Genomic DNA, 21,981 nt, shown 5'->3' with positions numbered 1-21,981 from the left:
TACCGCCCCAGGGAGATTCGTGATGTCAGTTGGAATCGTTTCCAGCCTTGCCCTGCTCGTCGCACCCCTCGGCGCGCCCCCACCGGCGCCAGCTACGCCGGAGGTGAATATGTCCACCCAGGCAACGATCTGCAACAAGTACTGCGATGCCCGCGACCCCGGACTCGCGCCGAAGGATCGCACGCCGGTCTCCACCACCCTGTTCGGCCGCACGATCACGCTGCACATCGACGATGACGACGCGATGGGCTGGGCCTCGATCGACAACGGCAACCCCGGCGACGAGATCTGGCTCGACCGTTCGATGGACGGCGGCCGCACCTGGGCCGGCGGCAGCCGCCTCGGCAACACCGCGGTCCCTGCCGGACAACGCGGCTGGCGCACGCTGATGTACAACGTCGACGACTGGAGCAACCTAGGAGTCGGCGCCCTCCGCGCCTGCGGCAAGGCCGGCGACCGCGCCGACATCGCATGTACGCCGTGGGCACGGACAACCTGGAACGCCTGGGACCGTCGTACTGCGGCCGCGACCGCGCTCATGCAGGACTACAACTTGTCGACCGGCCTGTTCGACACCACCGGCTGGTGGAACTCGGCCAACGCGCTCAACGCCCTGATCGACAACATCCGGATCAGCGGCATGCACAGCTACGAGTACGCGATCGCGCGCACGTACGACCTCAACCTCAACGCGGCCGAAGGTCAGTTCCGCAACGACTACATCGACGACACCGGCTGGTGGGGTCTCGCCTGGGTCGCGGCGTACGACCTGACCGGTGACGCCCGCTACCTCCAGACGGCACGTGCCGACGCCGACCACATGGCGGCGTACTGGGACAACACCTGCGGCGGCGGGGTCTGGTGGAGCGAGGCGAAGACGTACAAGAACGCGATCTCGAACTCGCTCTACATCCAGCTCAACGCGCAACTGCACACGCGGGTCGCGGGCGACACGACGTACCTGCAACGCGCGCAGGCGGGCTGGACCTGGTTCCAGCAGACCGGGATGATCAACGGCTCGAACCTGTCAACGACGGCATCGACCTGTCCACCTGCAGGAACAACGGCGACACCGCGTGGACGTACAACCAGGGCGTGCTGATCGGCGCGCTCACCGAGTTGTCCAAGGCAACGAACAACTCGGCGTACCTGACCTCCGCCCGCCAGCTCGCCGACGCATCGACCACCGCGGCATCTCTCCACACCACCGACGGCATCCTCCGCGAGCCCTGCGAAACCGGCGACTGCGGCGGCGACGGCCCGTCGTTCAAGGGCGCCCACGTCCGCGGGCTCGGCAAACTCAACGCAGCCCTCCCGGACCACCCCTACACGTCCTACCTGCAACGCCAGGCCGACCGCGCCTTCACCGCCGACCGCACCCCGATGGACCAGTACGGCCTGCGCTGGTCCGGCCCCGTCGACAAACTGGACGCCGCCCGCCAGCAATCCGTCCTCGACCTCCTCAACGCCGCCCCGTGACCTTCACGCCGGTGACCGATGAGTAATGCCATGATGAACGCATGGAACTGAAGCTGTCGGCGTCGTACGACGCCACCCCCGAGGAAGTGTTCGCGATCGTCACGGACACCGCCTTCCGCGAGCAGGCGTGCGAGAAGACCAAGGCGCTGTCGTACGACGTCCAGGTGAACACGTCCGGCGGCGACACGATCGTCCGGGTCAGCCGGAAGATGCCCGCCGTCGACATCCCCGACATGGCGAAGAAGTTCGTCGGGGACACGCTGACCGTCGTACAGACCGAGACCTGGCACGCCGCCGCGGCCGACGGTTCGCGGACGGCGGATGTGTCGGGCGAGATCGCCAACACGCCGGTCACGCTGAAGGGCAAGGCGAGTATCGCCAAGAACGGGGCTCAGACCGTCCAGGCGATCGACCTGGACGTGAAGGTCGCCGTACCGCTGATCGGCAAGAAGCTCGAGCCGACCGTCGTCGACGCGATCCGCGCCGGCCTGGTCAAGGAACACGACCTCGGCCGCGAGTGGGCCGCGAAGTAACCGTGTCGCTGCACTGAGCGGATCACCTCCGGTGGCAACCTGAGAACAAGGTTGCACCCGGAGGTGACTCGTTCCATGCGAAGTTCCAAACGGAAGAAGACCCCGCCTGCCACGGAGGTCGAGCAGTTCTGCGTGTTCTGCGCGACCACGATGCCGTTCGAGTGCATCGAGGCCCCGGACCACCTGGTCGACGAGCCGGACGAGTGGATCTGCATCAAGTGCGGATACGCCCTCCTCGTCGACCCACCGCTCCAGACGAGCCAGACCGCCTGACCTACAGCGGCGGCCCGAACGCGCAGACCACCCGGCTCGCGTGGGCCGGGTCGAGGGCATTCGCGACCAGCTGAGCGACTGTCGGGTCGAAGGCCAGCCCGACATGCCCGACCGGATCCAGCGGGCACGTGTCCTGGACGTACTCGTTCGTCACGCCAGGCTCCCGGATGAACGACGTCTCGTGCGGAGTCACGAGCGCGTCGAAGCGCGACGCGATCACCGTGTACTTCGTCCCGGACTGCGCGATCGGCCCGGTCGTCAACGTCTTCACCGCTGACCCGCCGACGATCAACTCGTCGCACGCCGCGCAGCCGAACCGCTGCAGCACCTGGTCGACGAGCGGTCCGAGCCCGAGGTAATCCCCCACGCTCACGAGCCCCGCGAACGTCGTACCGTGCGTCGGCGGCGCCAGCGCGACCACCTTGCCGACCTGACCGGAGTACCCGCGGACCTTCGGACCGTAGAGGCTCTGGAACGCGCCTTCGGAATGACCGACGAGGTCGACCTTCGCGGCGCCGGTCGCGGCGCGGACGCGCTGCACGAACGATGCGATCTCGACCGACGACCGGGCGATCGAGACCGTGCCGCCGACTGGGATGTTCGGGTCGGCCTGGCCGTACGTGAGCGTGAAGGCGCAGTACCCCTTCGCGGCCAGGAACGGGCCGAGGTACGAGTAGTTGCCGGGGCCGTTGCCGCCGAGTCCGTGCAGCAGGACGAGCGGGTTGGGATGGGCGGCCGACGGCTTGCAGGACCAGTTGTCGAACCCGGACGACGGCGCGGCACTCGCCGTACTCGCGGACGTGACCGAGGCGGCCAGCAGGACGGCGGCGAACAGGCCGGCAGCCGTCCGCCGGAAGCGATTGCGCATGACAAGCTCCCCGTGATGGTTTCAGTCGGTGACCAGTAGACCACGGTTAGTGGAACATGCTCGCTGGTTACAAACAAGGGCTCGGGTTCGAAACAAGTTCCCCTCGGTTACGATCCCGGCACCCGGGGTAGTGTCCAGCGCATGAGCAGGACCATACGGGGACTCGACGCCGACCAACGCCGGGCGGAACGACGCGAGCAGCTGCTGGATGCGGCGCTCAAGTTGTTCGCCGCCGAGGGCTATCTCGGCACGTCGATCGAGCAGATCTGCAGTACCGCGTTCATCGGGACGAAGAGCTTCTACGAGCTCTTCGCCAGCCGGGAGGAGTGCTATCTCGCCCTACTCCAGCGCACCTCCGAACGTCTGGAGGAACAGGTGGCCGGCGCCGCCGCGCAGGCCACCGGCAACGAGCGGCAGGAAGCGCCGCGGCTGCTGGCGACCTTCGTGCATGCGCTGGTCGACGACCCACGGATCACCAAGGTCACCTTTGGCATGGCGTCGGGCATCTCGGCAGCGGTCGAGCGGCAACGCCGTACGAACCGCCGCTGGGCCGCCGGTTTCCTGGTGCAGCTCTGGGACCGGTACGACGGGCCGCAGCCGGAGGAGCAGCGCGCCGTCCGGCACAGTGTCGCGATCGGGCTGGTCGGCGGCATGTTCGACCTGATCTCGGACTGGCTGCTGGAGGCGAACCTGTCCGACCAGGACCAGATCGAGGCCCTGGTCGACGACCTGACGACCTTCTACATCACCGTCCGCCGAGGCCTGGTCCGCTAGCCCTGGTGCGGGTACCTGTAGTCGGTCGGCGGGGCGAAGGTCTCCTTCATGGATCTCGGGGACGCCCAGCGGATGAGGTTCCACATCGAGCCGGCCTTGTCGTTCGTGCCGGACGCGCGCGCCCCACCGAACGGCTGCTGCCCGACGACCGCGCCGGTCGGCTTGTCGTTGACATAGAAGTTGCCGGCGGCGAACCGCAGGTACTCCGAGGCCTCCGCGACCGCGTGCCGGTCCTGCGCGATGACCGCACCGGTCAGCCCGTACGGCGCCGAGTGCTCCATCCCCCGCATCACCGCGTCGTAGTCCGCGTCGTCGTACACGTGGACGCCGAGGATCGGGCCGAAGTACTCCGTCGTGAAGATCTCGTCGGTCGGGTCGTCGGAGACCAGCAGGGTCGGGCGGACGAAGTACCCCTCGCTGTCGTCATAGGTGCCACCGGCAACGACCTCGATCGAGTCCGTCGCGTTGGCCCGGTCCAGCGCGGCCTTGTGCTTGGCGAACGCGCGGTCGTCGATCACGGCGCCGATGAAGTTCGACAGGTCGCTGACGTCGCCCATGGTCAGCGAGTCGGTCTCGGCCACCAGGTCGTCACGGATCCGGTCCCAGACCGAGCGAGCGACGTACGCCCGGGAAGCGGCCGAGCACTTCTGGCCCTGGTACTCGAACGCGCCGCGGACCATCGCCGTCTTCAGCACCGCCGGGTCCGCCGACGGGTGCGCGAGGATGAAGTCCTTGCCGCCGGTCTCGCCGACCAGCCGCGGATAGGTCTTGTACGCCGAGATGTTCGTGCCGACCGTGCCCCACAGGGACTGGAAGGTCTTGGTCGAGCCGGTGAAGTGGATGCCGGCCAGGTCCGGGTGGGTGAGCGCGGCCTTGCTGACCTCGATGCCGTCGCCGGTGACGAGGTTGATGACGCCGGCCGGCAGACCCGCGGCCTCGAGCAGCCGCATCGTCCAGTGCGCTGCGAACTGCTGCGTCGGCGACGGCTTCCAGACCACGGTGTTGCCCATCAACGCGGGCGCGGTCGGCAGGTTGCCGGCGATCGCGGTGAAGTTGAACGGCGTGATCGCGTAGACGAAGCCCTCGAGCGGCCGGTAGTCGACCCGGTTCCACACGCCCGGCGACGAGATCGGCTGGTCACTGACGATCTGCCGCGCGAACGCCACGTTGAACCGGAGGAAGTCGATCAGCTCGCAGGCGGCGTCGATCTCGGCCTGCTGGATCGTCTTCGACTGACCGAGCATGGTGGCTGCGTTGAGGGTGTCGCGCCACGGGCCGGCCAGCAGGTCGGCGGCCTTCAGGAAGATCGCGGCGCGGTCGTCGAACGACAGCGAGCGCCAGGACGGAGCCGCCGCGAGCGCCGCGACGACCGCCGCGCGGCCGTCCGCCTCGGTCGCGTTGCCGAGCGTGCCGAGCACGTGCCCGTGCTTGTGCGGCTGCACCACGTCGACCGGCGCGCCGCCGCCCAGCTTCTGCTCACCGCCGATCGTGCAGGTCAGGTCGATCGCGCCCGCCGCGTTGAACTCCTTGAGCTTCGCCTCCACACTCGCACGCTCGGCCGAACCGGGCGCATACCCCTTGACGGGCTCGTTGGCAGGCGTCGGAACGTCGGTGACGGCATCCATGGTGGCGAAGCTCCTCTTCTGGGGGTGGGGCCGGTGCGGGTGGGCGGCCTGCCCATTGATGACACAAGCATGGTGCCATGACTCACCGCCGGAAACGAACCTGACCACCACCCGACCACCCGACCCACTGGTCCACCCCCGAACCCGCCACCCGAGTAGGCTCGATCAACTGACGATGGACGTGGCCGACCGGATTGCGATTACCGATCTGATCAATCTGCACGGGCATCACGTCACCAACATCGTGCTGACCGAGGTCGGGCCCGACGAGGTGACCGCTCGGTCCAAGGCGATCGGGATCACGGCTGCCGGCAGCTGCGCCAGCCTCGTCTACGAGGACGTCGTGGTGCGTACGCCGGACGGCTGGCTCATCAGCCGCCGGAAGGTGGTCCTGCGACGCCGCCCGCTGGGTCGCTGACGCTGCTGGATGGCATGCGCCGGCGACCCACGGGTAGCCAGCTACTTCCGCCAGGGCATGTGTTGGAGGGCCCAGGTGTTGCCGTCCGGGTCCGCGAACCAGGCGTAGAAGACACCGCCCATGTCCGCGGTCTCGCTGACCTCGACGCCCCGGCCGATGAGCTCGGCGCGGGACGCCTCGATGTCCTTGACGACCAGGTGCAGACCGCGCTGGGAGCCGGGCTCCATCGCCATCTGGTCCAGGCCCGTGGTGAGGCTGATCGAGCAGTACGAACCGGGTGGCGTCAGCTGCACGATCCGAACGCCGTCGGCCGGGCTCACATCGACGTCCGCCACGAACCCGCACTGCTCCACGTAGAACTGCTTGGCCCGGTCGAGGTCGGCGACCGGGATCGGGATCAGCTCGAGCAGGTACGAGCCCGGTGTGACCAGCGCATGCCCCGGGTCGACCGGGATCTCCGACTCGTCGGCCGGGATATCGGTGCGCTCGGTCATGCGGACTTCTTCGCGGCTTTTTTGGCCGTCTTCTTGGCGGGAGCCTTCTTGGCCGCGGCAGCCTTCTTGGCCGGAGCCTTCTTCGCCGCGGCAGCCTTCTTCGCCGGCGCCTTCTTGGCCGGCTCGGACTCGGCCGAGCCACCGCCCGCGCGCCGGGCCTTCGCCGCCTCGACGGACGCACGCAGCGCAGCCACCAGATCGACGACCTCGGCGCCCTCGGTCTCTTCGTCCTCGGACTCCGGCAGCGGCACGCCCTCGGCCTTCGCCTGGACGACCTTCTCCAGCGCCTCGCGGTAGTCGTCGTGGTACTGCTCCGGGTCGAACTCACCGCGCAGCGTGTCGATGTACGACGACGCCATCGCCTTCTCCTGCGTCCGGATCTCGACGTCCTCCGGCGGCGCCGCGAACGACTTGTCCCGGATCTCGTCCGGCCACAGCATCACCTGCAGCACGAGTACGTCGTCGACCGTCCGCAGCAGCCCGAGGCTCTCCCGCGACCGCAGCGCGACCTTCACCAGCGCGTACAGCTCGGAGCCATCGAGCGCGTCCCGGAGCAGCACGTACGGCTTGGCGCCCGGTCCGCCGTCAGCGGCGAGGTAGTACGACTTGCCCAGGTACAGCGGGTCGACCTGGTCCGCGGGCACGAACTCGAGGACGTCGATGACCTTCTTGCTGGACAGCGGCAGGTCGGCGAAGTCGTCGGAGTCCAGCACGATCATCCGGCCGTCGGGCATCTCGTAGCCCTTGCCGATATCGGAGTACGGCACCTCTTCGCCATCGACCGAGCAGATCCGCTTGTACTTGATCCGACCGCCGTCGGCGACATGCACCTGACGGAACGAGATGTCCTTCTCCTCGGTCGCGGAGAACACCTTGATCGGGATCGTCACCATCCCGAACGAGATGGCCCCCTTCCAGATCGCCTGCATCGCCATCAGCTCCCGTCAGTTCGATCCGTTCGACCCGTTGCGCCCCCGCGGCCCCTCCGCCGCGAGCAGGTCGGGAATCTCTTGCGTCGCGTACCACAGCAGGTCTTCACCCTCGCACGAATCCAGGGCGAACACCGCGTCGTCATCACCGTTCTGTGCGGCTTCCCAGCGGTCGGCCGCCTTCCTGACCACCGGGATCGCGTCGGTCGCATCCATGTGGACAGCTGCCACCGACCGCCACGGAATCACCACGTGCAGCTCCAGCCGGGCGTCGCCGAGCTCCACCGATCCGTCCGCCGGCGGCACCGCACTCACCTCGGCCGCGATCACCACCCGCCTCCGCGCGATCCCGGGATCATCGGCGAGCAGTCCGACCGAGGCGCGAGCCGCCTGCGCCATCGCGGCGTACTCCAGCTCCTCGTCGTCGCCCTCGGAGTACCACTCCCGCAAGGCCGGCGTCACGGCGTACGCCGTCAGCGGGGCCGGCCCGATCTCCCCCGCGTTGCAGGCCACGCTGAGCAACCGCAGCGTGGATGGGATGTAGACCCTCATGAACCCGCCTTCTTCTGTGTCTGGCCGCGGGTCTTCTTCCGGCCCCGGGAGGCCCGGTTCCGGCTGCCCTTGGTGGTGTCCAGTAATTCGTCGAGCGCGTCGGTCACACATTGGGCGAAAACAGCGAGGTCCGGCATCGCGGTCCGGTCCGCATTCAGACCGTAGTACACCTTCCCGTCGTACGACGTGACGCCGACGGACAGGCCCTGCCCCGGCATCAACGGGACCACCGGGTACGACGCGAGCATCGGCGCACCCTGCGCGTACAGCGGGAACTGCGGACCCGGGACGTTGGTGATCACGACGTCGTCGATCGGGCGGACCGTGGTGGTCGCGACCCGGGCGGCCAGCGCGTGCAGCGTGGTCGGCGCGAACCCGGCGATGCCGACCAGCGAGCGGGCGCTGACGGCGCGACCGGTGTCCTTGTGGACCTTGGTCTGGTACGAGATCTGGTGCAGCCGCATGACCGGCGAGTTCTCGCCGACCGGGAGGTTCACGGTCGAGGCGATCACGCGGGAGCCGAGCGAGGTCGGCTCGTCGTCCTCGTCGTCGCGGATGCTGACCGGGATCACCGCGCGCACGCTGCGGGTCGGCCCGACGCCTTCGCCGCGGGTCATCATCCAGGCCCGGAACGAACCGGCGACCACGGCCAGGATCACGTCGTTCACCGTGCCGCCGTGGGCTGCGCGGACGGTCCGGTAGTCCTCCAGGTCGGTCTGCACGGTGGTGAACCGGCGCTGGCCGGACGTCTTCACGTGCAGTGAGCTCTCCTGCGCGTGCCGCTGCGCGACCAGCGAGCCGACCACGTCACCGAGCACCTCGCGGACCGAGGTGGAGCCGGTCAGGCTGGCCATCTCGGCGCGGGCCAGCTCCAGGACCGCGGTCGGATGCTTGGTCGCGTCGGAGAACACACCGGCGAGCAGCTCGAGCGCGGACGGCGGGTGCTCCGGCTGCCAGGTGTCGGTCGGGGTGTCGCGCGGGTGCGCGGTCGAGTCCAGCACGACCTGGCCGATGTCGACCGTGCTGTTGCCGTCGACAAGCGCCTGGTGGGACTTCGAGATGATCGCGAACCGGTCGCCCTGGAGGCCCTCGACCAGGTACATCTCCCACAGCGGGCGGGCGCGGTCGAGCCGCCGGGACATGATCCGCGCGACCAGCTCGAGCAGCTGCGCGTGGGTGCCGGGGCGGGGCAGGGCGGAGCGCCGTACATGGAAGGTGATGTCGAACTCTTCGTCGTCCACCCAGACCGGACCGGCGAACCGGCCGGGCACCTGCTGCACGCGCTGCCGGTACCGCGGGACGAACGCGATCCGGTCCCGGATCAGGGCGACCAGGCTCTCGTAGTCGAACCCCTCGTCGCCGTGCACCGGCGGCTCGAAGATGTCGACCGTCCCGACGTGCATCGGGGTCGCCGGCGACTCTGCCTTCAGGAAGGTGAGATCGAGCGACGTCAGCCGATCGGGCATCACCGTCACCTTCCTCTCTCTACTGGATTACCGTCTTGTCACCCTAGCGGCCGGGTCCGACAGTGGGCTGCGACACTGCTTGTACGGGAACACTGAGCTATCCGTGTTCGTCAGGCAAGAGGGTGTGTCCCGCACCCTGAGAAGTTCACCACCCCTCGAAAGGCTTCTGGTCCGATGCGTTCGACGCTCACTCGCGGTGCCGCCACCGCTCTCCTGCCCACCCTCGGCATGCTGGTCCTGGCCGGCTGTGGTGGAGGCGACTCGAACAGCGGCTCGAGCACCCCGTCCCCGAGCGCCCCGGCCGGTACGCCGACGTCGACCCTCCCGACCAATACCCCGACCCCGGGCTCGCCGAACACCAGCTCCCCGTCGAACACCGCGGACCCGTCCGGCGAGCAGGCCGACGTGACCATCGACGTCACCGTTGCCAACGGCAAGGTCAACCCGAGCGGCGCGACGATCAAGGTGAAGGCCGGCCAGACCGTGCTGGTCAAGGTGATCAGCGACGCCGACGACGAGCTGCACATCCACGGGTACGACAAGGAGCTCGAGCTGAGCCCGGGCAAGCCCGCCTCGGTCAAGTTCACCGCGAACATGAAGGGCACCTTCGAGGTCGAGACGCACAAGAGCGGCAAGCTGGTCGCCAAGCTCGTCGTTTCGTGATGATCCCGCTTCACGGGATCGGGGGTCGGCAGGATCTGCCGATTCCGTTCGGCCTGGCGGTGGGTGGGGCCGCGGTTGCGGTCGCGCTGTCCTTCGTCGTCCTCGGGCTGGCGTGGCGGAGTCCGAAGTACCGCGGGAACGCGTCCGGGAAGCCGTTGCCTGCCGCAATCACCCGGACTGTCGACGCCGGCTGGTTCCGGTGGATCGTCCGCGTGGTCGGGCTGGCGACCTTCCTGTACGCGATGGTGTCGCTGATGTTCGGCGTGGACCGGCTGACGAACCCGATCTTCGGGTTCATCTACATCCTGGTCTGGGTCGGGCTGGTACCGATCTCGATCGCGCTCGGCCCGGTCTGGCGGACGCTGAACCCGCTGCGCACCATCCACCTCCTGCTCTCGAAGCTGCTTCGCCAACCGCCGTCGAAGGGCCTGCTCGAGCTCCCCGCGTGGGTGGGCCTGTGGCCGGCCGCGCTCGGCATCTTCGCGTTCACCTGGCTCGAGCTGGTCGCACCGGACCGCGCGACGATCCCGGTGCTGCAGGCCTGGATCGCGCTGTACGTCGTGATCACGATGTTCGGGGCGATCCTGTTCGGCGACCGTTGGTTCTCGCAGGGCGATCCGTTTGAGGTCTACGCGACGCTGATGTCCCGGCTGTCCCCGTGGGGTCGGCGTACGGACGGCGCCCTCGTCGTACGACGTCCGCTGGAGAACCTCGACGGACTGAAGCCGCAGCCGGGCCTCGTCGGCATGGTCGCGGCCCTGCTCGGCTCGACGGCGTACGACGGGTTCTCGAACTCGTCGACCTGGATCGGCTGGGCGCAGAACCAGGACATCTCGATGACGTGGCTCGGCACGGCCGCACTGATCGTCTTCATCCTCGTCGTGCTGGGCACGTTCTCCGGCGCCACCGTCCTCGCGGGCCGGCTGTCCGACAGTTCGCGGACCTCACTGCCGGGCCTGTTCGCCCACTCCGTCGTACCGATCGCCTTCGGGTACGTCGTCGCGCACTACCTGACGCTGTTCATCCTGGAAGGGCAGCGGACGCTGATCTACCTGAGCGACCCGCTCAGCAACGGCGCGAACATCTTCGGCACCGGTCTCCTCGCGGTGAACACCGGCATCACCAACCACAGCACGGCGATCGCGGTCATCCAGGTGCTCGCCGTGGTCTGCGGCCACCTCCTCGGCGTCATCTCGGCCCATGACCGCGCGGTCGCGCTGTTCCCGCGCGCGAAGGCGCTGGCAGGACAGATCCCATTGCTCGTCGTCATGGTCGGTTACACGTGCGGCGGCCTGCTCCTGCTGTTCTCGTCCTGATGTACACGCCTGCCGAGCGCTCGGCCCTGCGCGATGAACTGGTCGCGCGGGCCCGAGGAGATGCGCGAATTGCCGGTGCCGCCCTGACCGGATCGGCCGCGGTCGGCGGGGAGGACGAGTGGTCGGACATCGATCTGGCACTTGGCCTGGGATCGTCAGCCGTCCAGGACACCGTCCTGGCCGACTGGACGGCGGCGATGTATGCCTCGCATGGCGCCATCCATCACACGGACATGTGGGCGGGACCAACCATCTACCGTGTCTTCCTCCTGCCCTCCACCCTCCAGGTGGACATCGCGTTCGCCCCGGCCGAAGCGTTCGGCGCCCTGGGTCCTACCTTCCAGTTGCTCTTCGGCGAGGCAGTCGAGCAACCCTCGCGCGGTGCGCCCGATCCCGTCGACCTGATCGGCATGGGCTGGCTCTACGCGTTGCACGCGCGGTCGAGTATCGCGCGGGGCAAGGTGTGGCAGGCGGAGTACATGATCAGCGGCGTGCGGGATCACGTACTGATGCTGATGTGCTTGCGCCACGGCGTACCGCATGCGCAGGGTCGCGGGCTGCATTTGTTGCCTGGGGCTACCACCTGGGCGGTTGAGCCGACGCTGGTGCGGTCTCTCGACGCCGCCGAGTTGAAGCGGGCGTTCCGTGCGAGTGTCGACGTACTGCTGGCCGAGATGGGTGAGGTCGACGGCGAGCTGGCGGTCAGGCTGACTCGGACGTTGCGGGAGCTGACGGCTTAGGCAGGCTGCGGCTGGTGATCGCGAGCAAGATGAACGCGATCATGCCGACGATCAGGTGCGAGTTGCCCGGGATCGACTGCCAGAAGGACCAGCTCAACTCACGGTCGTCGCGGTACGGGACCCACCAGATCGAGCGCAGTACGAACAGGCCGTAGAACAGTACGCCGGTGATCACGGCCGGGTTGAGGCCCCAGACGCGGTTGACGCCGCGGATCAGGCTGACGCCGAGCGGGATGATCCAGACCCAGTGGTGGCTCCACGAGATCGGCGACGCGTACAGGACCGCCAGCGCCATCACCGAGATCGCCGTGACACGCTCGTCCGCCAGCCAGTAGCGACGAGCCAGCCACAGCACGAGCAGCCCGAACACCACAGAGACCACGAACCAGGTCGGCTGCACCCAGCTCGCGTCGTCACCGATCCGGTGCAGGAACCCGTTGAACGACTGGTTGCCGGTGTACGCGATCCCGCCGACGCGGTTGGCGTCCAGGATCACGTCGGTCCAGTACCGCCACGACTGGTGCGGCACGATCGCGAACCCGATCGCCATCGTCGCCAGCAGGCCCAGTACGGCGTTGCGTAGCGCCCGCCACTGCTTCGTCACGATCAGCAGCGCGAGGAACGGCAGCGGGGTCAGCTTGACGCCGATCGTCACTCCGAGCCAGAAGCCCCGCAACCGGGTGTTGTTCGGCCGGACCAGGTCCAGCAGGATCATTGCGGTCAGCAACAGGTTGATCTGGCCGAACTGGATCGTCTGCCAGACCGGCTCGAGCAGCAGCGACAGCGCGGTCAGCGCGATCAGCACCGCCGTCCGCTTCCGCTGGGTGAAGAACGACCAGAACGTCTTGGTCAGGCTGGCCCGCCACAGCGCGGCGATGCAGAGCACCGAGATCGTCGTCCACGCCACCAGCGCGACACCCCACGGTACGGCGGCCAGCGGGACCATCGCGATCGCGGCGAACGGCGGGTACGTGAACGGGAGGTTCGAGCCGCCGGGGAGTTTCGCGTCGTACAGCGAGTCGCCGTGCAGGAGGACCGAGCCGCCCATTCGGTAGACACGCAGGTCGATCATGCCGCCGTACAGGTGCGCGATCCAGGCGCCGAGGGCGACCAGCGCGGCGCAGGCGAGAACGCCGATGACGATGCTGCGGCGGCCGGCCGGACGAGTCGGGGAGGAGGGAGGGGTGGTCACGGTCACGTCAGGTCGGCTCCGAACAGGGTTTCCAGCGCTCGCCGGGTCTCGTCGTACTCGGTGTGAAGAATCGCGGTCATGCCGACCGCGCGGGCGCCGTCGACGTTGAGTTGCAGGTCGTCGATGAAGACGCACTCGGCCGGTTCCAAGTTCAGCCGGCGGGCGGCGAGCAGGAAGATCTCCGGCTCGGGCTTGCGCAGACCGACCTCGCCGGAGATGACGATGTCGTCGAACATCCCGTCCCAGGTGTCGCGCGGGTAGGTGTTGCCCCAGGAGTTCGACAGCAGGGCGGTCTTGATCCCGCGCTGGTTGGCGCGACGGACCAGTCCGGACATCGCGGGCTGGTGCTCGAAGTGCGCGAACATCCGCTCGATCAGGCCCTCGGCCGGCACCGGCGTACCGTCGCGGCGGACGAGCATCGAGGCGAGCTTCCGCTCGAAGTCGGGTACGGCGATCTGGCCGCGTTCGAGCGCGTGCACCGGGTTGAGCTCGGCCTCCGCGGCCGCGTCCTCGGGCGACGGCGCAGGCAGCCACTTCAGCACTGCTTCGAGGTAGGAGTCGAAGTCGAAATCGTCGACCTCGGCCCAGCGCCGCAGCGCCGGTTCCAGCCCGGAGGTGAGTACGCCGCCCCAGTCCACCAACAGACCACGCGGCACCACCTGCACCTCAACCATGCCCGCAAGCCTACTCAGACCGGGGCCGTCATCACGCTTCCGGCCCCGGCCCTCACTCCCCGTGGTCAGTGGTTGTACTCGATGGTGACGTCACCGGAGGAGGTCTTGGCCTGGATGGTGCGGGTGGCGTTCGGGTCGATCTTCACGTTGGCGGATTCGTCGCCGGACGAGGTCTTGGTGTCGACCTTGTACGACTCGTCGCCGGACGGGATCTGGATCGACAGGTCACCCGAACTCGTCTTCGCATCGACCGACTGCGGCGCGACAGTGAAGTCCAGGGTCGCGCTGCCGGAGCTGCTGCGCGTGATCACGGACGTCGCGGTCAGGCCGTCCGCCTCGACATCACCCGAGCTGGACTCCATCCGCAACGGCCCGCCGACATCGTGCACCTCGATGTCGCCGGAGCTGGACTTCACCTCTGCCCCGCCGGTGAACCCGGAAACCGTCACGTCCCCGCTGCTGCTCTCGACCGTCAGCTTGAGGTCCCGCGGCACGGTCAGCACGTATCTGGTCTTGCACCCGAACGAGAGGAACCCGCATCCGCCGCTGTTCAGCTCGAGCTTGCCGCCGCCCTCGTCGTACTTCTCCTTCGGATCCGAGCCGAACACGTTCCGCTCGGACTGCCGCTCGACCTTCAGCTCGGTGCCGTCCCCGGGCCGTACTTCGAGCGTCGCGGCGCCGCTCTTGACCAGCAGCGAGTCGCCGCCGACCGAGTAGGACTCCTGACCGCTCTTGGTGCCCTCGGTCAGCCCGGTGAGCGCCCAGTACGCGCCACCGAGGATGAGGGCGACGGAGATGGCAATCCCGTACCGACGGTTCGTGCTCATCGAGCTCGACGGCCGGCCCTGGACATCGGACATGACACTCCCTGCGGGTCGAAGTACTGCCAACCCTGGCACATCGTCGGCGGGCTGTCGGCGGGGTTATCCCCTGGTTCCCCACCGATCCGACCCTGACTTCTATCGGCTCGGTCAGGCAGGCACGAGCTCCTTGACGACCGTGGTGGCCAGTTGCTGGAAGGACTTGCGGAGCTTGCTGGACTTGGCGGCCTCCGCGAGGCTGCGGCCGTGGGACATGGCGGCGTCGACCGCGTTCAAGTCGTACGGCAGGAGGGCGGCCGGCTCGATTCCGGCGTACTGACCCAGGGCCTCCGCGGCGGCGTCTCCGGGTGAGCCGCCTAACGCTCCGGAGCGGAGGCGGTTCATGACGACGCGGACGTTCGTCGACGGTACGACGGCGCGGACCTCGTGGACGGCCCGGATCAACCGCGTCAGGCCGACGGGATCCGCCGTACCGACGATCATCACCTCGTCGGCCTGCTCGAGCGTCGCGACGGTCGCGCCGTTGCGCCGCGGGGCGAGCGAGTCGAACGAGATCTCCTCGTCGGTCTCGATGCAGAAGCCGACGTCCACCACCGTGACCGGGGCGAGCTCCCGGGCCGTTGACCAGATCGCCTCGATCGCCGCGGGACGCAGCTCCGTCCAGCGGTCGGCGCGGCTGAGACCGGTGAGCACGAGCATGTGCGGCGCGACCTGCCGGGCGTGCTTCGCGAGCGTGATCATGTCGAGCGAACCGTTCGACGCTGAGCGTGCCGCGGCGGCCAGGCCGGAGGTCTCGTCGAGCATCCCGAGCATCTGCGCCACGGTCCCGCCGTACACATCCGCGTCGGCGAGCAGGGTCGGGACGCGCTTCGCGGCCAGCTCGGAGGCGAGGTTGACCGCGACCGTCGTCCGGCCCGGCGCGCCGGTCGGACCCCAGACGGCGATCAGCCGACCGGCGCCTTGGGAGTACGGCGGTGGTTCGTAGTTGGCGGCTGTTTCCGGGGTGATCGGCACGAATCCGCCCGCAAAGTGAGCCGTCGAGATCTCCGGGCCGGACTCGACGGCTTCGGTGACCGCGCGCCCGAGGTCGGTCGGGCTCACGTCGGCGGGCAGGATCCGTTCGATGCCCATCCGGCTGAGCCGGTCTTCCGGGCCGAACGGTGCGCCGTTCTCCGTCGGGTCGACCAGGGCGAGCACGGCGATTCCGCGCGCGTGCAACGCGGCGACCGCGTCGGACGAGAGCCTCGCCAGGGCGTCGGCGAGCAGGACGGCGCGGGCCTGACCGCTCGCGGCGGCGGCCATCACGTCGGCGATGTCGACACAGCGCCGTACGACCTTGATCCCTGGCGCGCGCTCGGTCCGCTGGACGACGTCGGCCTCCCAGGGCGCGCCGGTGACGGCGAGCAGGACCGGGATCGACATCAGCCGGCCTTCCGGACCAGGGTCGGCTCGCCGGCGCCGATCGCGGTCAGCGCGGCCGGGATGCGGGGCAGGTCGGCCGTGGTGAGCCCGATCAGAACCTGTCGTCGCGCGGTGCTGCCCGAGACGCCCTTGACCGAATCGATCTGCAGGACGCGGACGCTGCTCCACAGCGGTCTGGCCGGCTGGCCCTCCTCCTTCGGCACCACCCAGACGTCGACGATGTCGCCGATCGCGGTGTCGGACGGTAGGCGGCCGGTCGCGACCGAGAGCGGGAGCTCGGTGCGGTCCTGGTCGGATTTGGCGACCGCTGCGTCCTTCGGCAGGAACTCGCCCTCGTCGACGGCGCGGCCGACGACCAAGCCCTTCACGTTGGCGTCGGCGGCGAGGTAGCGCTCGGCGTCGCTGCTGCTGGTGAAGCGGACCCGGACCGTGGTCAGGTCGTCGTCCGTCAGCGGGACTCCGACCTTGAGGTCGTGTTTGGCGGCCCAGATCGTGGTGGTGTCGTCGGCGGACGACAGCAGCTTGGCGCCGGCCAGCGCGGTGACGGCGACGAGCAGCACGCCGAGGACCAGGCGGCTGTCCTTCCACCGGGCCTTGCGGTTGCGCTGGGCCGGGGCGGACGGCGCCCCGAATCCACTTCGCACGGCTGTCTCGACCACATCGTCTCCCCAGTCAATCGATCGTTCTCGGGCGACATTCTGCCTGGTTCGCGCTCGCGGCGTGAACGGTCATCCACAGGCAGTCACAGGCTGGGGACAAACCCGGTCATCCATCCGCCAACCGTGGCAAACTGAAACAACCAGCCACTATGTGAAGGAGTCCGACGGATGCCGGGTCCCCGCTTCCTCCAGCTCGCCGACGTCGCCGAGGTGCTCAACATCTCCGCCAACCAGGTCTACGCGCTGGTCCGCCGCGGCGACATCCCCGCGGTGAAGATCGGCGGCCGCGGTCAGTGGCGGGTCGAGGCAACCGAGCTGGAGAAGTACATCGAGCGGCTCTACACCGAAACCAAGGACTTCATCAACACCCACCCCTTCGGCGAAGAAGCCGAAACCCCCGAGGACGCCCAGCTCTAGCCCCCGTCTGCCCCGACGAGCTGGCGCCGGGACAGACAAGCCACATCACACCCGCCCCGGGCTGGAGGCGGGGGTCATCGGCGGCGGAGGGCGGCTGCTGCCGGGATGGCAGGGTTAGCGGCGGCGGAGGGCTCGGAGGGATTGGGTGGGGACCAGGCGGACGTTGTAGACCTCGGAGCGGCGGCGGGGGGCGTCGAGGGGATGTTCGGCGAGTTCCAGGAAGTCGGCGCCGACGCGGTCGATGGTGCCGGTGACGGGGCCGCCGCCGCTGCAGAACAGGGTGACCGGTGAGCGGTCACGGGCGATTCCCCGGAGCAGGTGCGCGAGCCCGAGCTTGCCCTCGACGGCGCCGGCCGGTTCGGCCCAAGGCCCCAGCCGGTGTACGGCGACCAGCGCGGTGACCGGGATCAGCCACTCCTCGTAGCGCTCGGTCTCGAGCAGCAGACAGTCCTTCCCGACCCGGCTCAGCATGCCGCGGACGGGCTCGGCGTCGTTCAGTTCGACGCGTACGACGGTGTTCACCGCGCCGCGGAGCCGGTCGAGGACGGTGATCTTCCCGACCTCGGTGCGGATCCGATCGGCCACCTCGCCGTACAGATCTGTCTCCTGGAGCGCCTCGAACTGCGACTCCAGGTCCGCGAACAACGCATCCCACCGCATGACCGCGAACCTACCGGTCCCGGGTGCCGAGCCGCCGGTCGGCGGTCACGCTCCGCACGGGAAAACGACGCTGTGTGCGTTAAGGACTTGCAAAGTGCACCTAGAACCGGTCTATAGTGGTCAAGGCAAAGCAAACTAACGCAAACTCATAGGTCGGGAGCGAAGCGGGATGAACGCGATGATCCGGGGGCTGAAAGGCACTCTCGCGGTGCTCGCGCTGGTCGGTCTCGGCCTGCTGCTGCGGTGGATGACCGCCGGGTCGATCGACGGGGTGCGGACGTACGACCTGGACTCGCTGACCGTGCTCGCAGTCGGGACGGTCGCGTGGATCGCGTACGCGTGGCTGGTGCTGGCAGTCCTCAGCACGGTGCTCGAGCAGATCCCCGGCGTCGTCGGCGAGCTCGCCGGGGTCGTCGCCGGCCGGATCACCACGAAGACAGCCCGAGCCCTACTCCGCTCCGGCCTCGGCGTCGCCGCCGTAACCCCCCTCACCGTCGGCGCCGCCCAAGCCACGCCCACCCCCAGCTCCCAAGTCCTCCACGTGAACCAACCCGCCCCCACCTCCCCCCTCCAGCTAACCGACTCCAACTGGCGCCCCACCGAACCCGCATCCCGGGTCCAACTCGGCGCCACCGACGCCCACCAGTCAGCCGCGACCCAGCCACGTACTGCCAAGACCCAGCGGGACTCCGCCATCGGGGTCGAGCAGGACGCCGCCACCACCAACTCGCAGCACGAGTCCGCCGACACCTGGCGTTCCACCGAGCCCGCGTCCCGAGTGCAGATCGGCAGCGCCGACGCGCACCGGACCGCCGCGGCCCAGCCGCCGACCACCGAGGCCAAGCAGGACAAGACCGCCAAGCAGGACAAGACCGCCAAGCCCGAGCACGGCACTGCCGTCAGCAAGCTCCAGCAGGAGTCCGCCGACAGGTGGCGCGCCACGGAGCCCGCCTCGGAGCTGCAACTCGGCGGCGCCGACGCCCACCCGACAGCCGCAGCACAGCCACACACCAGCAAGACCCAGCAAGACACCACCACCGGCCCACGGCAGGAGACCGCCAACAACTGGCGCTCCACCGAGCCCGCGTCCCGGGTGCAGATCGGCGGCGCCGACGCGCACCGGACAACTGCGGCACAGCCGCCCACCAACAAGTCCGAGCAGGGCAACGCCACCACCAAGTCCCAACAGGACAACGCCATCACCAGGTCCCAGCAGGAGTCCGCCAGCGCCTGGCGGGCCATGGAGCCCGCCTCGGAGCTGCAACTTGGCGGCGCCGACGTACACCGGACAGCTGGAGCCCAGCCGCCTGCCGCCAGGTCCGAGCAGGACTCCGCGACCAGCAACTCTCGGCAGGAGTCCGGCAGCGCTCAGGCTCAGCGGGAGTCTGTCGACGCTTGGCGGGCTGTTGAGCCGGGGTCGGAGTTGCGGGTTGGTGGGTTGGGGGCGGGCGGCGAGCGCCCGGCCGCGGCTGGGCGGGCGGCGGAAGGTGGGCGGGTGCGGGTGGGGGTGCCGGATCGGCCTACTGATGGGGCTCCTACTCGGTATACCGAGGTGCGGGCCGGGGGTGCCGTCCGGGTTGTGGTGCGGGACGGGGACTCGTTGTGGGGTCTGGCTGCTCGGGAGCTGGGGGCGGGGGCCTCGGATGAGGCGATCGCCGCGCGGTGGCCTGAGTGGTACGCCGTGAACCGGCATGTGATCGGGGATGACCCCGACCTGATTCTTCCCGGGCAGGTACTTCGTGTGCTGCCCGCGTCCACCGGCCACCTCCCGCCCACTCATCAGGAGCCGTGACATGAGCCAGTCCCAGAACCTCGCCAGCACGAACGCGACCTCAGCACCGGAACCGATGGAGGCTCTCATGGCCGTCACCAACCCGACGTCCGCGGCGAACGAACCCACCGCGAACCCGGACGTACTTGCGTCTGTTGCCCGCCCGCGGCTGCGGTCGGTGCGCGGCGAGCACACCGTCCCGGCGACGGCTCGGTACGCGGCTGATCTGACGGATGGCGCGCTGGCCATGCGGCTGCAGGCGATCACCCGGCTCGGCGTCGGCTCCGCGCCGCGGCGGTCGTCGAGCATCACGGCGCTCACCACTCACCAGCCGCCGGCCCGCAAGCTCACCGTCGTGCCGGCCACCGACAAGCAGGCGGCCGGGCAACCTGACGGAGCCCAGCCGCCGCACGCCACCAAGCCCGCCCACACCAGCACGACCCCCGAAGCGCAGACGAACGACATCGCGCGTGTGCCGGAGGGGCGGACCAGCGAGGTCGCACCCCGGCTCCCCCAGGCCCAGTCCAACGAGGTTGCACAGCAGGTGCCCGAGGGGCGGACCAGCGCGGGCGCGGCCCGGGTTCCCGAGGCCCGGACCAGCGCTGCCCACGCAGCGCGGACCAACGCGGGCGTGCCCCGCGCGACCGAAGCGCAGGCCGGCGAGGGCGCAGCGCGAGGTGCGCAAGCGCGGATCGGTGAGGGGGCACCGCGGGTGCCGGAGGCGCGGACCGGCGCGGGCGTAGCGCGAGGTGGGCAGGCGCGGGCCGGTGAGGTTGCGCCTCGGGTGCCGGGGGCTCGGGTTTGGGGTGGGCGGTTGGCTCAGGCGGTTTCTGAGGTTTTGGCGGGGGATCGGCCGATTTCGCAGTTGGTGCGGTTTACCGATGATGAAGTTTTTATGGAGTTGAATCGGCGGGTTCGGCTGTTGGGGTTGAACACGACTGCCACGACCCGCGGGGCTAAAGAGAAGAGCAGTGTGCAGTCGGTGCGGGTGTTCATGCCGGAGCCGTTCGTCGCCGAGGTGGCTGCGCATGTACGGCGGGGTGATCGCTCGCGGGCGATTGCGTTGCGGATGGAGATCCGGCGTCACCGCTGGGTCTGCACCGCGCTCGAGATCGGCTGAGGACCGAACTCTTCGGACGCAGGAAGCGTCATATCGAGCGCAATCGGATCGTGCGGTTGCTGTCATCTGAATGGGCTCGCGGCGGCGTACGGTAACCGAGGTCGGCCGCGGGGCCGGCCAACTCGTTCGGGGGAATGATGTCCGAGACCACCATCGCCACATCACTGCGCGCGCCGGAGTCAACTGGGGCGACGCCGGGTACGCCGTGGCGGGTCGAGGTGCGCCAGCTGAGTGACGCGGAGCGGGCGCGGGTTCTGCCCGCGGTGCACCATCGCCGGTGGAGCGAGCGGATGCCGCTGCTCTACCCGTTGGCGGTGCGGTACCACCGTGCGCTCAAGCGGCTCGAGTGGATCAGGTCCAGCACGCCGTACGCCGAGACCCGGCAGGCTGGCGATCTTCCGGTGCGGGTGAAGCGGCACAAGTCGCTGCTGCTGCGCCAGCTCGGTGAGACCGAGATGTGGATGCAGCACAACAAGGTGACCAACCTGAAGCTTGCCTGCGCGCAGGTCGACGGACTGCTGATCCGCCCGGGTGAGACGTTCTCCTTCAACAAGGTGGTCGGCAACGCGACCCGTCGCAAGGGTTACGTGAAGGGCATGCGGCTGTCCAACGGGCAGGCCCGGCCGGGTATCGGCGGCGGCATCTGCCAGCTCGCCAACCTGCTGCACTGGATGGTGCTGCATTCACCGCTGACCGTGACGCAGCGGTCCACGCACAGCTTCGATCCGTTCCCGGACAACGGCCGGGTGCTGCCGTGGGGCGTGGGCTGCAGCATCGTCTACAACTACGTGGACCTGCAGTTCCGCAACGACACCGACCAGACCTTCCAGCTGCACGTCGACGTCGGCGACCGCTACCTCGAGGGCGAGATCCTGGCCGACGTCGCCGGCCAGGAGTCGTACCGCGTGTTCGCGAAGAACGAGCGGTTCCTCCGCGTCGGCGCGGACTATTTCCGCCGTAACGAGATCTGGCGGACGGTCATCGACCGCCGCACCGGCACACCGCTCCGCGACGAGCTGATCCGCGAGAACGTTGCCCTGGTCAAGTACCTCCCGGTCGATGTACCGGTGCTCGACGTCGTGCTGCCACGCTGAACAAGAAACTGTCGGCGGGCC

23 protein-coding genes and 1 pseudogene are annotated in these 21,981 nt (G+C 68.9%); 12 read left to right on the top strand and 12 right to left on the bottom strand.

Annotated elements, in window-relative coordinates; genetic code table 11:
• Nucleotides 1–22: 22 nt before the first annotated feature.
• The 3 genes and pseudogenes from FDA38_RS43540 (at nt 23) to FDA38_RS05990 (ending at nt 2,285) form a co-directional block, all read left to right on the top strand.
• Nucleotides 23–1,479 (top strand): annotated as a pseudogene (locus FDA38_RS43540) (glycoside hydrolase family 76 protein).
• Nucleotides 1,480–1,520: 41 nt separating this feature from the next.
• On the top strand, nt 1,521–2,012 hold the full coding sequence (locus FDA38_RS05995) for a DUF2505 domain-containing protein (RefSeq protein WP_137253038.1): 492 nt from the start codon (nt 1,521–1,523) through the stop codon (nt 2,010–2,012).
• A 75-nt stretch (nt 2,013–2,087) separates the two neighbouring features.
• Nucleotides 2,088–2,285 carry a hypothetical protein gene (locus tag FDA38_RS05990; RefSeq protein WP_137253037.1) on the top strand — a complete coding sequence of 66 codons (198 nt, stop codon included), beginning with the start codon at nt 2,088–2,090 and terminating at the stop codon, nt 2,283–2,285.
• Nucleotide 2,286: 1 nt separating this feature from the next.
• Here the strand turns inward: FDA38_RS05990 and FDA38_RS05985 are convergent, their stop codons facing one another.
• Complete coding sequence (locus FDA38_RS05985) at nt 2,287–3,153, bottom strand: alpha/beta fold hydrolase (RefSeq protein ID WP_137253036.1); 867 nt, start codon at nt 3,151–3,153, stop codon at nt 2,287–2,289.
• 141 nt (nt 3,154–3,294) lie between these two features.
• On the opposite strand from FDA38_RS05985, the gene FDA38_RS05980 reads away from it, so the two are divergent.
• Nucleotides 3,295–3,927 (top strand): TetR/AcrR family transcriptional regulator, encoded by a 633-nt coding sequence (locus tag FDA38_RS05980; protein ID WP_137253035.1) that lies wholly within the window; start codon nt 3,295–3,297, stop codon nt 3,925–3,927.
• Here the strand turns inward: FDA38_RS05980 and pruA are convergent.
• Nucleotides 3,924–5,552, bottom strand: coding sequence for an L-glutamate gamma-semialdehyde dehydrogenase (gene pruA, locus FDA38_RS05975; RefSeq protein ID WP_137253034.1), 1,629 nt, complete (start codon nt 5,550–5,552; stop codon nt 3,924–3,926). The genes FDA38_RS05980 and pruA overlap by 4 nt on opposite strands.
• 181 nt (nt 5,553–5,733) lie before the next feature.
• Between pruA and FDA38_RS05970 the strand changes: the two genes are divergently transcribed.
• A complete protein-coding gene (locus FDA38_RS05970) occupies nt 5,734–5,970 on the top strand; it encodes a nuclear transport factor 2 family protein (protein WP_202877565.1) in 237 nt (78 codons plus the stop codon).
• 41 nt (nt 5,971–6,011) lie between these two features.
• Here the strand turns inward: FDA38_RS05970 and FDA38_RS05965 are convergent, their stop codons facing one another.
• The 4 genes from FDA38_RS05965 to FDA38_RS05950 are packed head-to-tail and all read right to left on the bottom strand — an operon-like array spanning nt 6,012 to nt 9,411.
• The gene (locus tag FDA38_RS05965; protein ID WP_233714551.1) at nt 6,012–6,464 is read right to left on the bottom strand and encodes a VOC family protein; all 453 of its coding nucleotides are present in this window, start codon (nt 6,462–6,464) and stop codon (nt 6,012–6,014) included.
• Complete coding sequence (gene ku / locus FDA38_RS05960; protein WP_137253033.1) at nt 6,461–7,393, bottom strand: non-homologous end joining protein Ku; 933 nt, start codon at nt 7,391–7,393, stop codon at nt 6,461–6,463. The genes FDA38_RS05965 and ku overlap by 4 nt, the downstream gene beginning before the upstream one ends.
• Before the next feature lie 15 nt (nt 7,394–7,408).
• A complete protein-coding gene (locus tag FDA38_RS05955; protein WP_137253032.1) occupies nt 7,409–7,945 on the bottom strand; it encodes a DUF6912 family protein in 537 nt (178 codons plus the stop codon).
• Nucleotides 7,942–9,411 carry a WS/DGAT/MGAT family O-acyltransferase gene (locus FDA38_RS05950; RefSeq protein WP_137253031.1) on the bottom strand — a complete coding sequence of 490 codons (1,470 nt, stop codon included), beginning with the start codon at nt 9,409–9,411 and terminating at the stop codon, nt 7,942–7,944. The genes FDA38_RS05955 and FDA38_RS05950 overlap by 4 nt, the downstream gene beginning before the upstream one ends.
• A 174-nt stretch (nt 9,412–9,585) precedes the next feature.
• On the opposite strand from FDA38_RS05950, the gene FDA38_RS05945 reads away from it, so the two are divergent.
• From FDA38_RS05945 to FDA38_RS05935, 3 genes are read left to right on the top strand one after another with little or no spacing between them, the layout of a single operon-like run.
• A complete protein-coding gene (locus FDA38_RS05945) occupies nt 9,586–10,074 on the top strand; it encodes a cupredoxin domain-containing protein (protein WP_137253030.1) in 489 nt (162 codons plus the stop codon).
• The gene (locus tag FDA38_RS05940; protein WP_137253029.1) at nt 10,074–11,390 is read left to right on the top strand and encodes a hypothetical protein; all 1,317 of its coding nucleotides are present in this window, start codon (nt 10,074–10,076) and stop codon (nt 11,388–11,390) included. The genes FDA38_RS05945 and FDA38_RS05940 overlap by 1 nt, the downstream gene beginning before the upstream one ends.
• Nucleotides 11,390–12,130 carry a nucleotidyltransferase domain-containing protein gene (locus tag FDA38_RS05935; protein ID WP_137253028.1) on the top strand — a complete coding sequence of 247 codons (741 nt, stop codon included), beginning with the start codon at nt 11,390–11,392 and terminating at the stop codon, nt 12,128–12,130. Before FDA38_RS05940 ends, FDA38_RS05935 begins: the two co-directional genes overlap by 1 nt.
• Here FDA38_RS05935 and FDA38_RS05930 read toward each other — a convergent pair.
• The 5 genes from FDA38_RS05930 to FDA38_RS05910 all read right to left on the bottom strand — a co-directional run bounded on the left by FDA38_RS05930 (nt 12,093) and on the right by FDA38_RS05910 (nt 16,898).
• Complete coding sequence (locus FDA38_RS05930; protein ID WP_233714550.1) at nt 12,093–13,328, bottom strand: glycosyltransferase 87 family protein; 1,236 nt, start codon at nt 13,326–13,328, stop codon at nt 12,093–12,095. The two genes, FDA38_RS05935 and FDA38_RS05930, sit on opposite strands and share 38 nt — an antisense overlap.
• Nucleotides 13,325–13,996, bottom strand: a complete 672-nt coding sequence (locus FDA38_RS05925; protein ID WP_137253027.1) for an HAD family hydrolase — start codon at nt 13,994–13,996, stop codon at nt 13,325–13,327. The genes FDA38_RS05930 and FDA38_RS05925 overlap by 4 nt, the downstream gene beginning before the upstream one ends.
• A 65-nt stretch (nt 13,997–14,061) precedes the next feature.
• Nucleotides 14,062–14,856, bottom strand: coding sequence for a DUF4097 family beta strand repeat-containing protein (locus tag FDA38_RS05920; RefSeq protein WP_137253026.1), 795 nt, complete (start codon nt 14,854–14,856; stop codon nt 14,062–14,064).
• A gap of 111 nt (nt 14,857–14,967) precedes the next feature.
• A complete protein-coding gene (locus FDA38_RS05915) occupies nt 14,968–16,239 on the bottom strand; it encodes an AAA family ATPase (protein WP_137253025.1) in 1,272 nt (423 codons plus the stop codon).
• Nucleotides 16,239–16,898 (bottom strand): CpaB family protein, encoded by a 660-nt coding sequence (locus FDA38_RS05910; RefSeq protein ID WP_137253024.1) that lies wholly within the window; start codon nt 16,896–16,898, stop codon nt 16,239–16,241. Before FDA38_RS05910 ends, FDA38_RS05915 begins: the two co-directional genes overlap by 1 nt.
• A 168-nt stretch (nt 16,899–17,066) precedes the next feature.
• Between FDA38_RS05910 and FDA38_RS05905 the strand changes: the two genes are divergently transcribed.
• Entirely contained in the window at nt 17,067–17,315 is a 249-nt protein-coding gene (locus FDA38_RS05905; RefSeq protein WP_137253023.1) for a helix-turn-helix domain-containing protein, read from the top strand.
• Between the two features lie 114 nt (nt 17,316–17,429).
• Here FDA38_RS05905 and FDA38_RS05900 read toward each other — a convergent pair whose 3' ends face one another.
• Nucleotides 17,430–17,975 carry a hypothetical protein gene (locus tag FDA38_RS05900; RefSeq protein WP_137253022.1) on the bottom strand — a complete coding sequence of 182 codons (546 nt, stop codon included), beginning with the start codon at nt 17,973–17,975 and terminating at the stop codon, nt 17,430–17,432.
• A 169-nt stretch (nt 17,976–18,144) separates the two neighbouring features.
• Here FDA38_RS05900 and FDA38_RS05895 point away from each other — a divergent pair, with 169 nt between their 5' ends.
• From FDA38_RS05895 to FDA38_RS05885, 3 genes are all read left to right on the top strand, one after another.
• On the top strand, nt 18,145–19,767 hold the full coding sequence (locus FDA38_RS05895) for a hypothetical protein (protein WP_137253021.1): 1,623 nt from the start codon (nt 18,145–18,147) through the stop codon (nt 19,765–19,767).
• Nucleotide 19,768: 1 nt separating this feature from the next.
• Nucleotides 19,769–20,866: an Rv3235 family protein gene (locus FDA38_RS05890; protein WP_137253020.1), complete on the top strand. Its 1,098-nt coding sequence runs from the start codon at nt 19,769–19,771 to the stop codon at nt 20,864–20,866.
• A gap of 137 nt (nt 20,867–21,003) precedes the next feature.
• Nucleotides 21,004–21,960: a VanW family protein gene (locus FDA38_RS05885; RefSeq protein ID WP_170989591.1), complete on the top strand. Its 957-nt coding sequence runs from the start codon at nt 21,004–21,006 to the stop codon at nt 21,958–21,960.
• Nucleotides 21,961–21,981 lie beyond the last annotated feature (21 nt).

The sequence above is a fragment of the Kribbella jiaozuonensis genome (genome assembly GCF_005233875.1).
Classification (GTDB): Bacteria; Actinomycetota; Actinomycetes; order Propionibacteriales; family Kribbellaceae; genus Kribbella; species Kribbella jiaozuonensis.
This window is presented reverse-complemented; position numbering and strand designations above follow the sequence as displayed.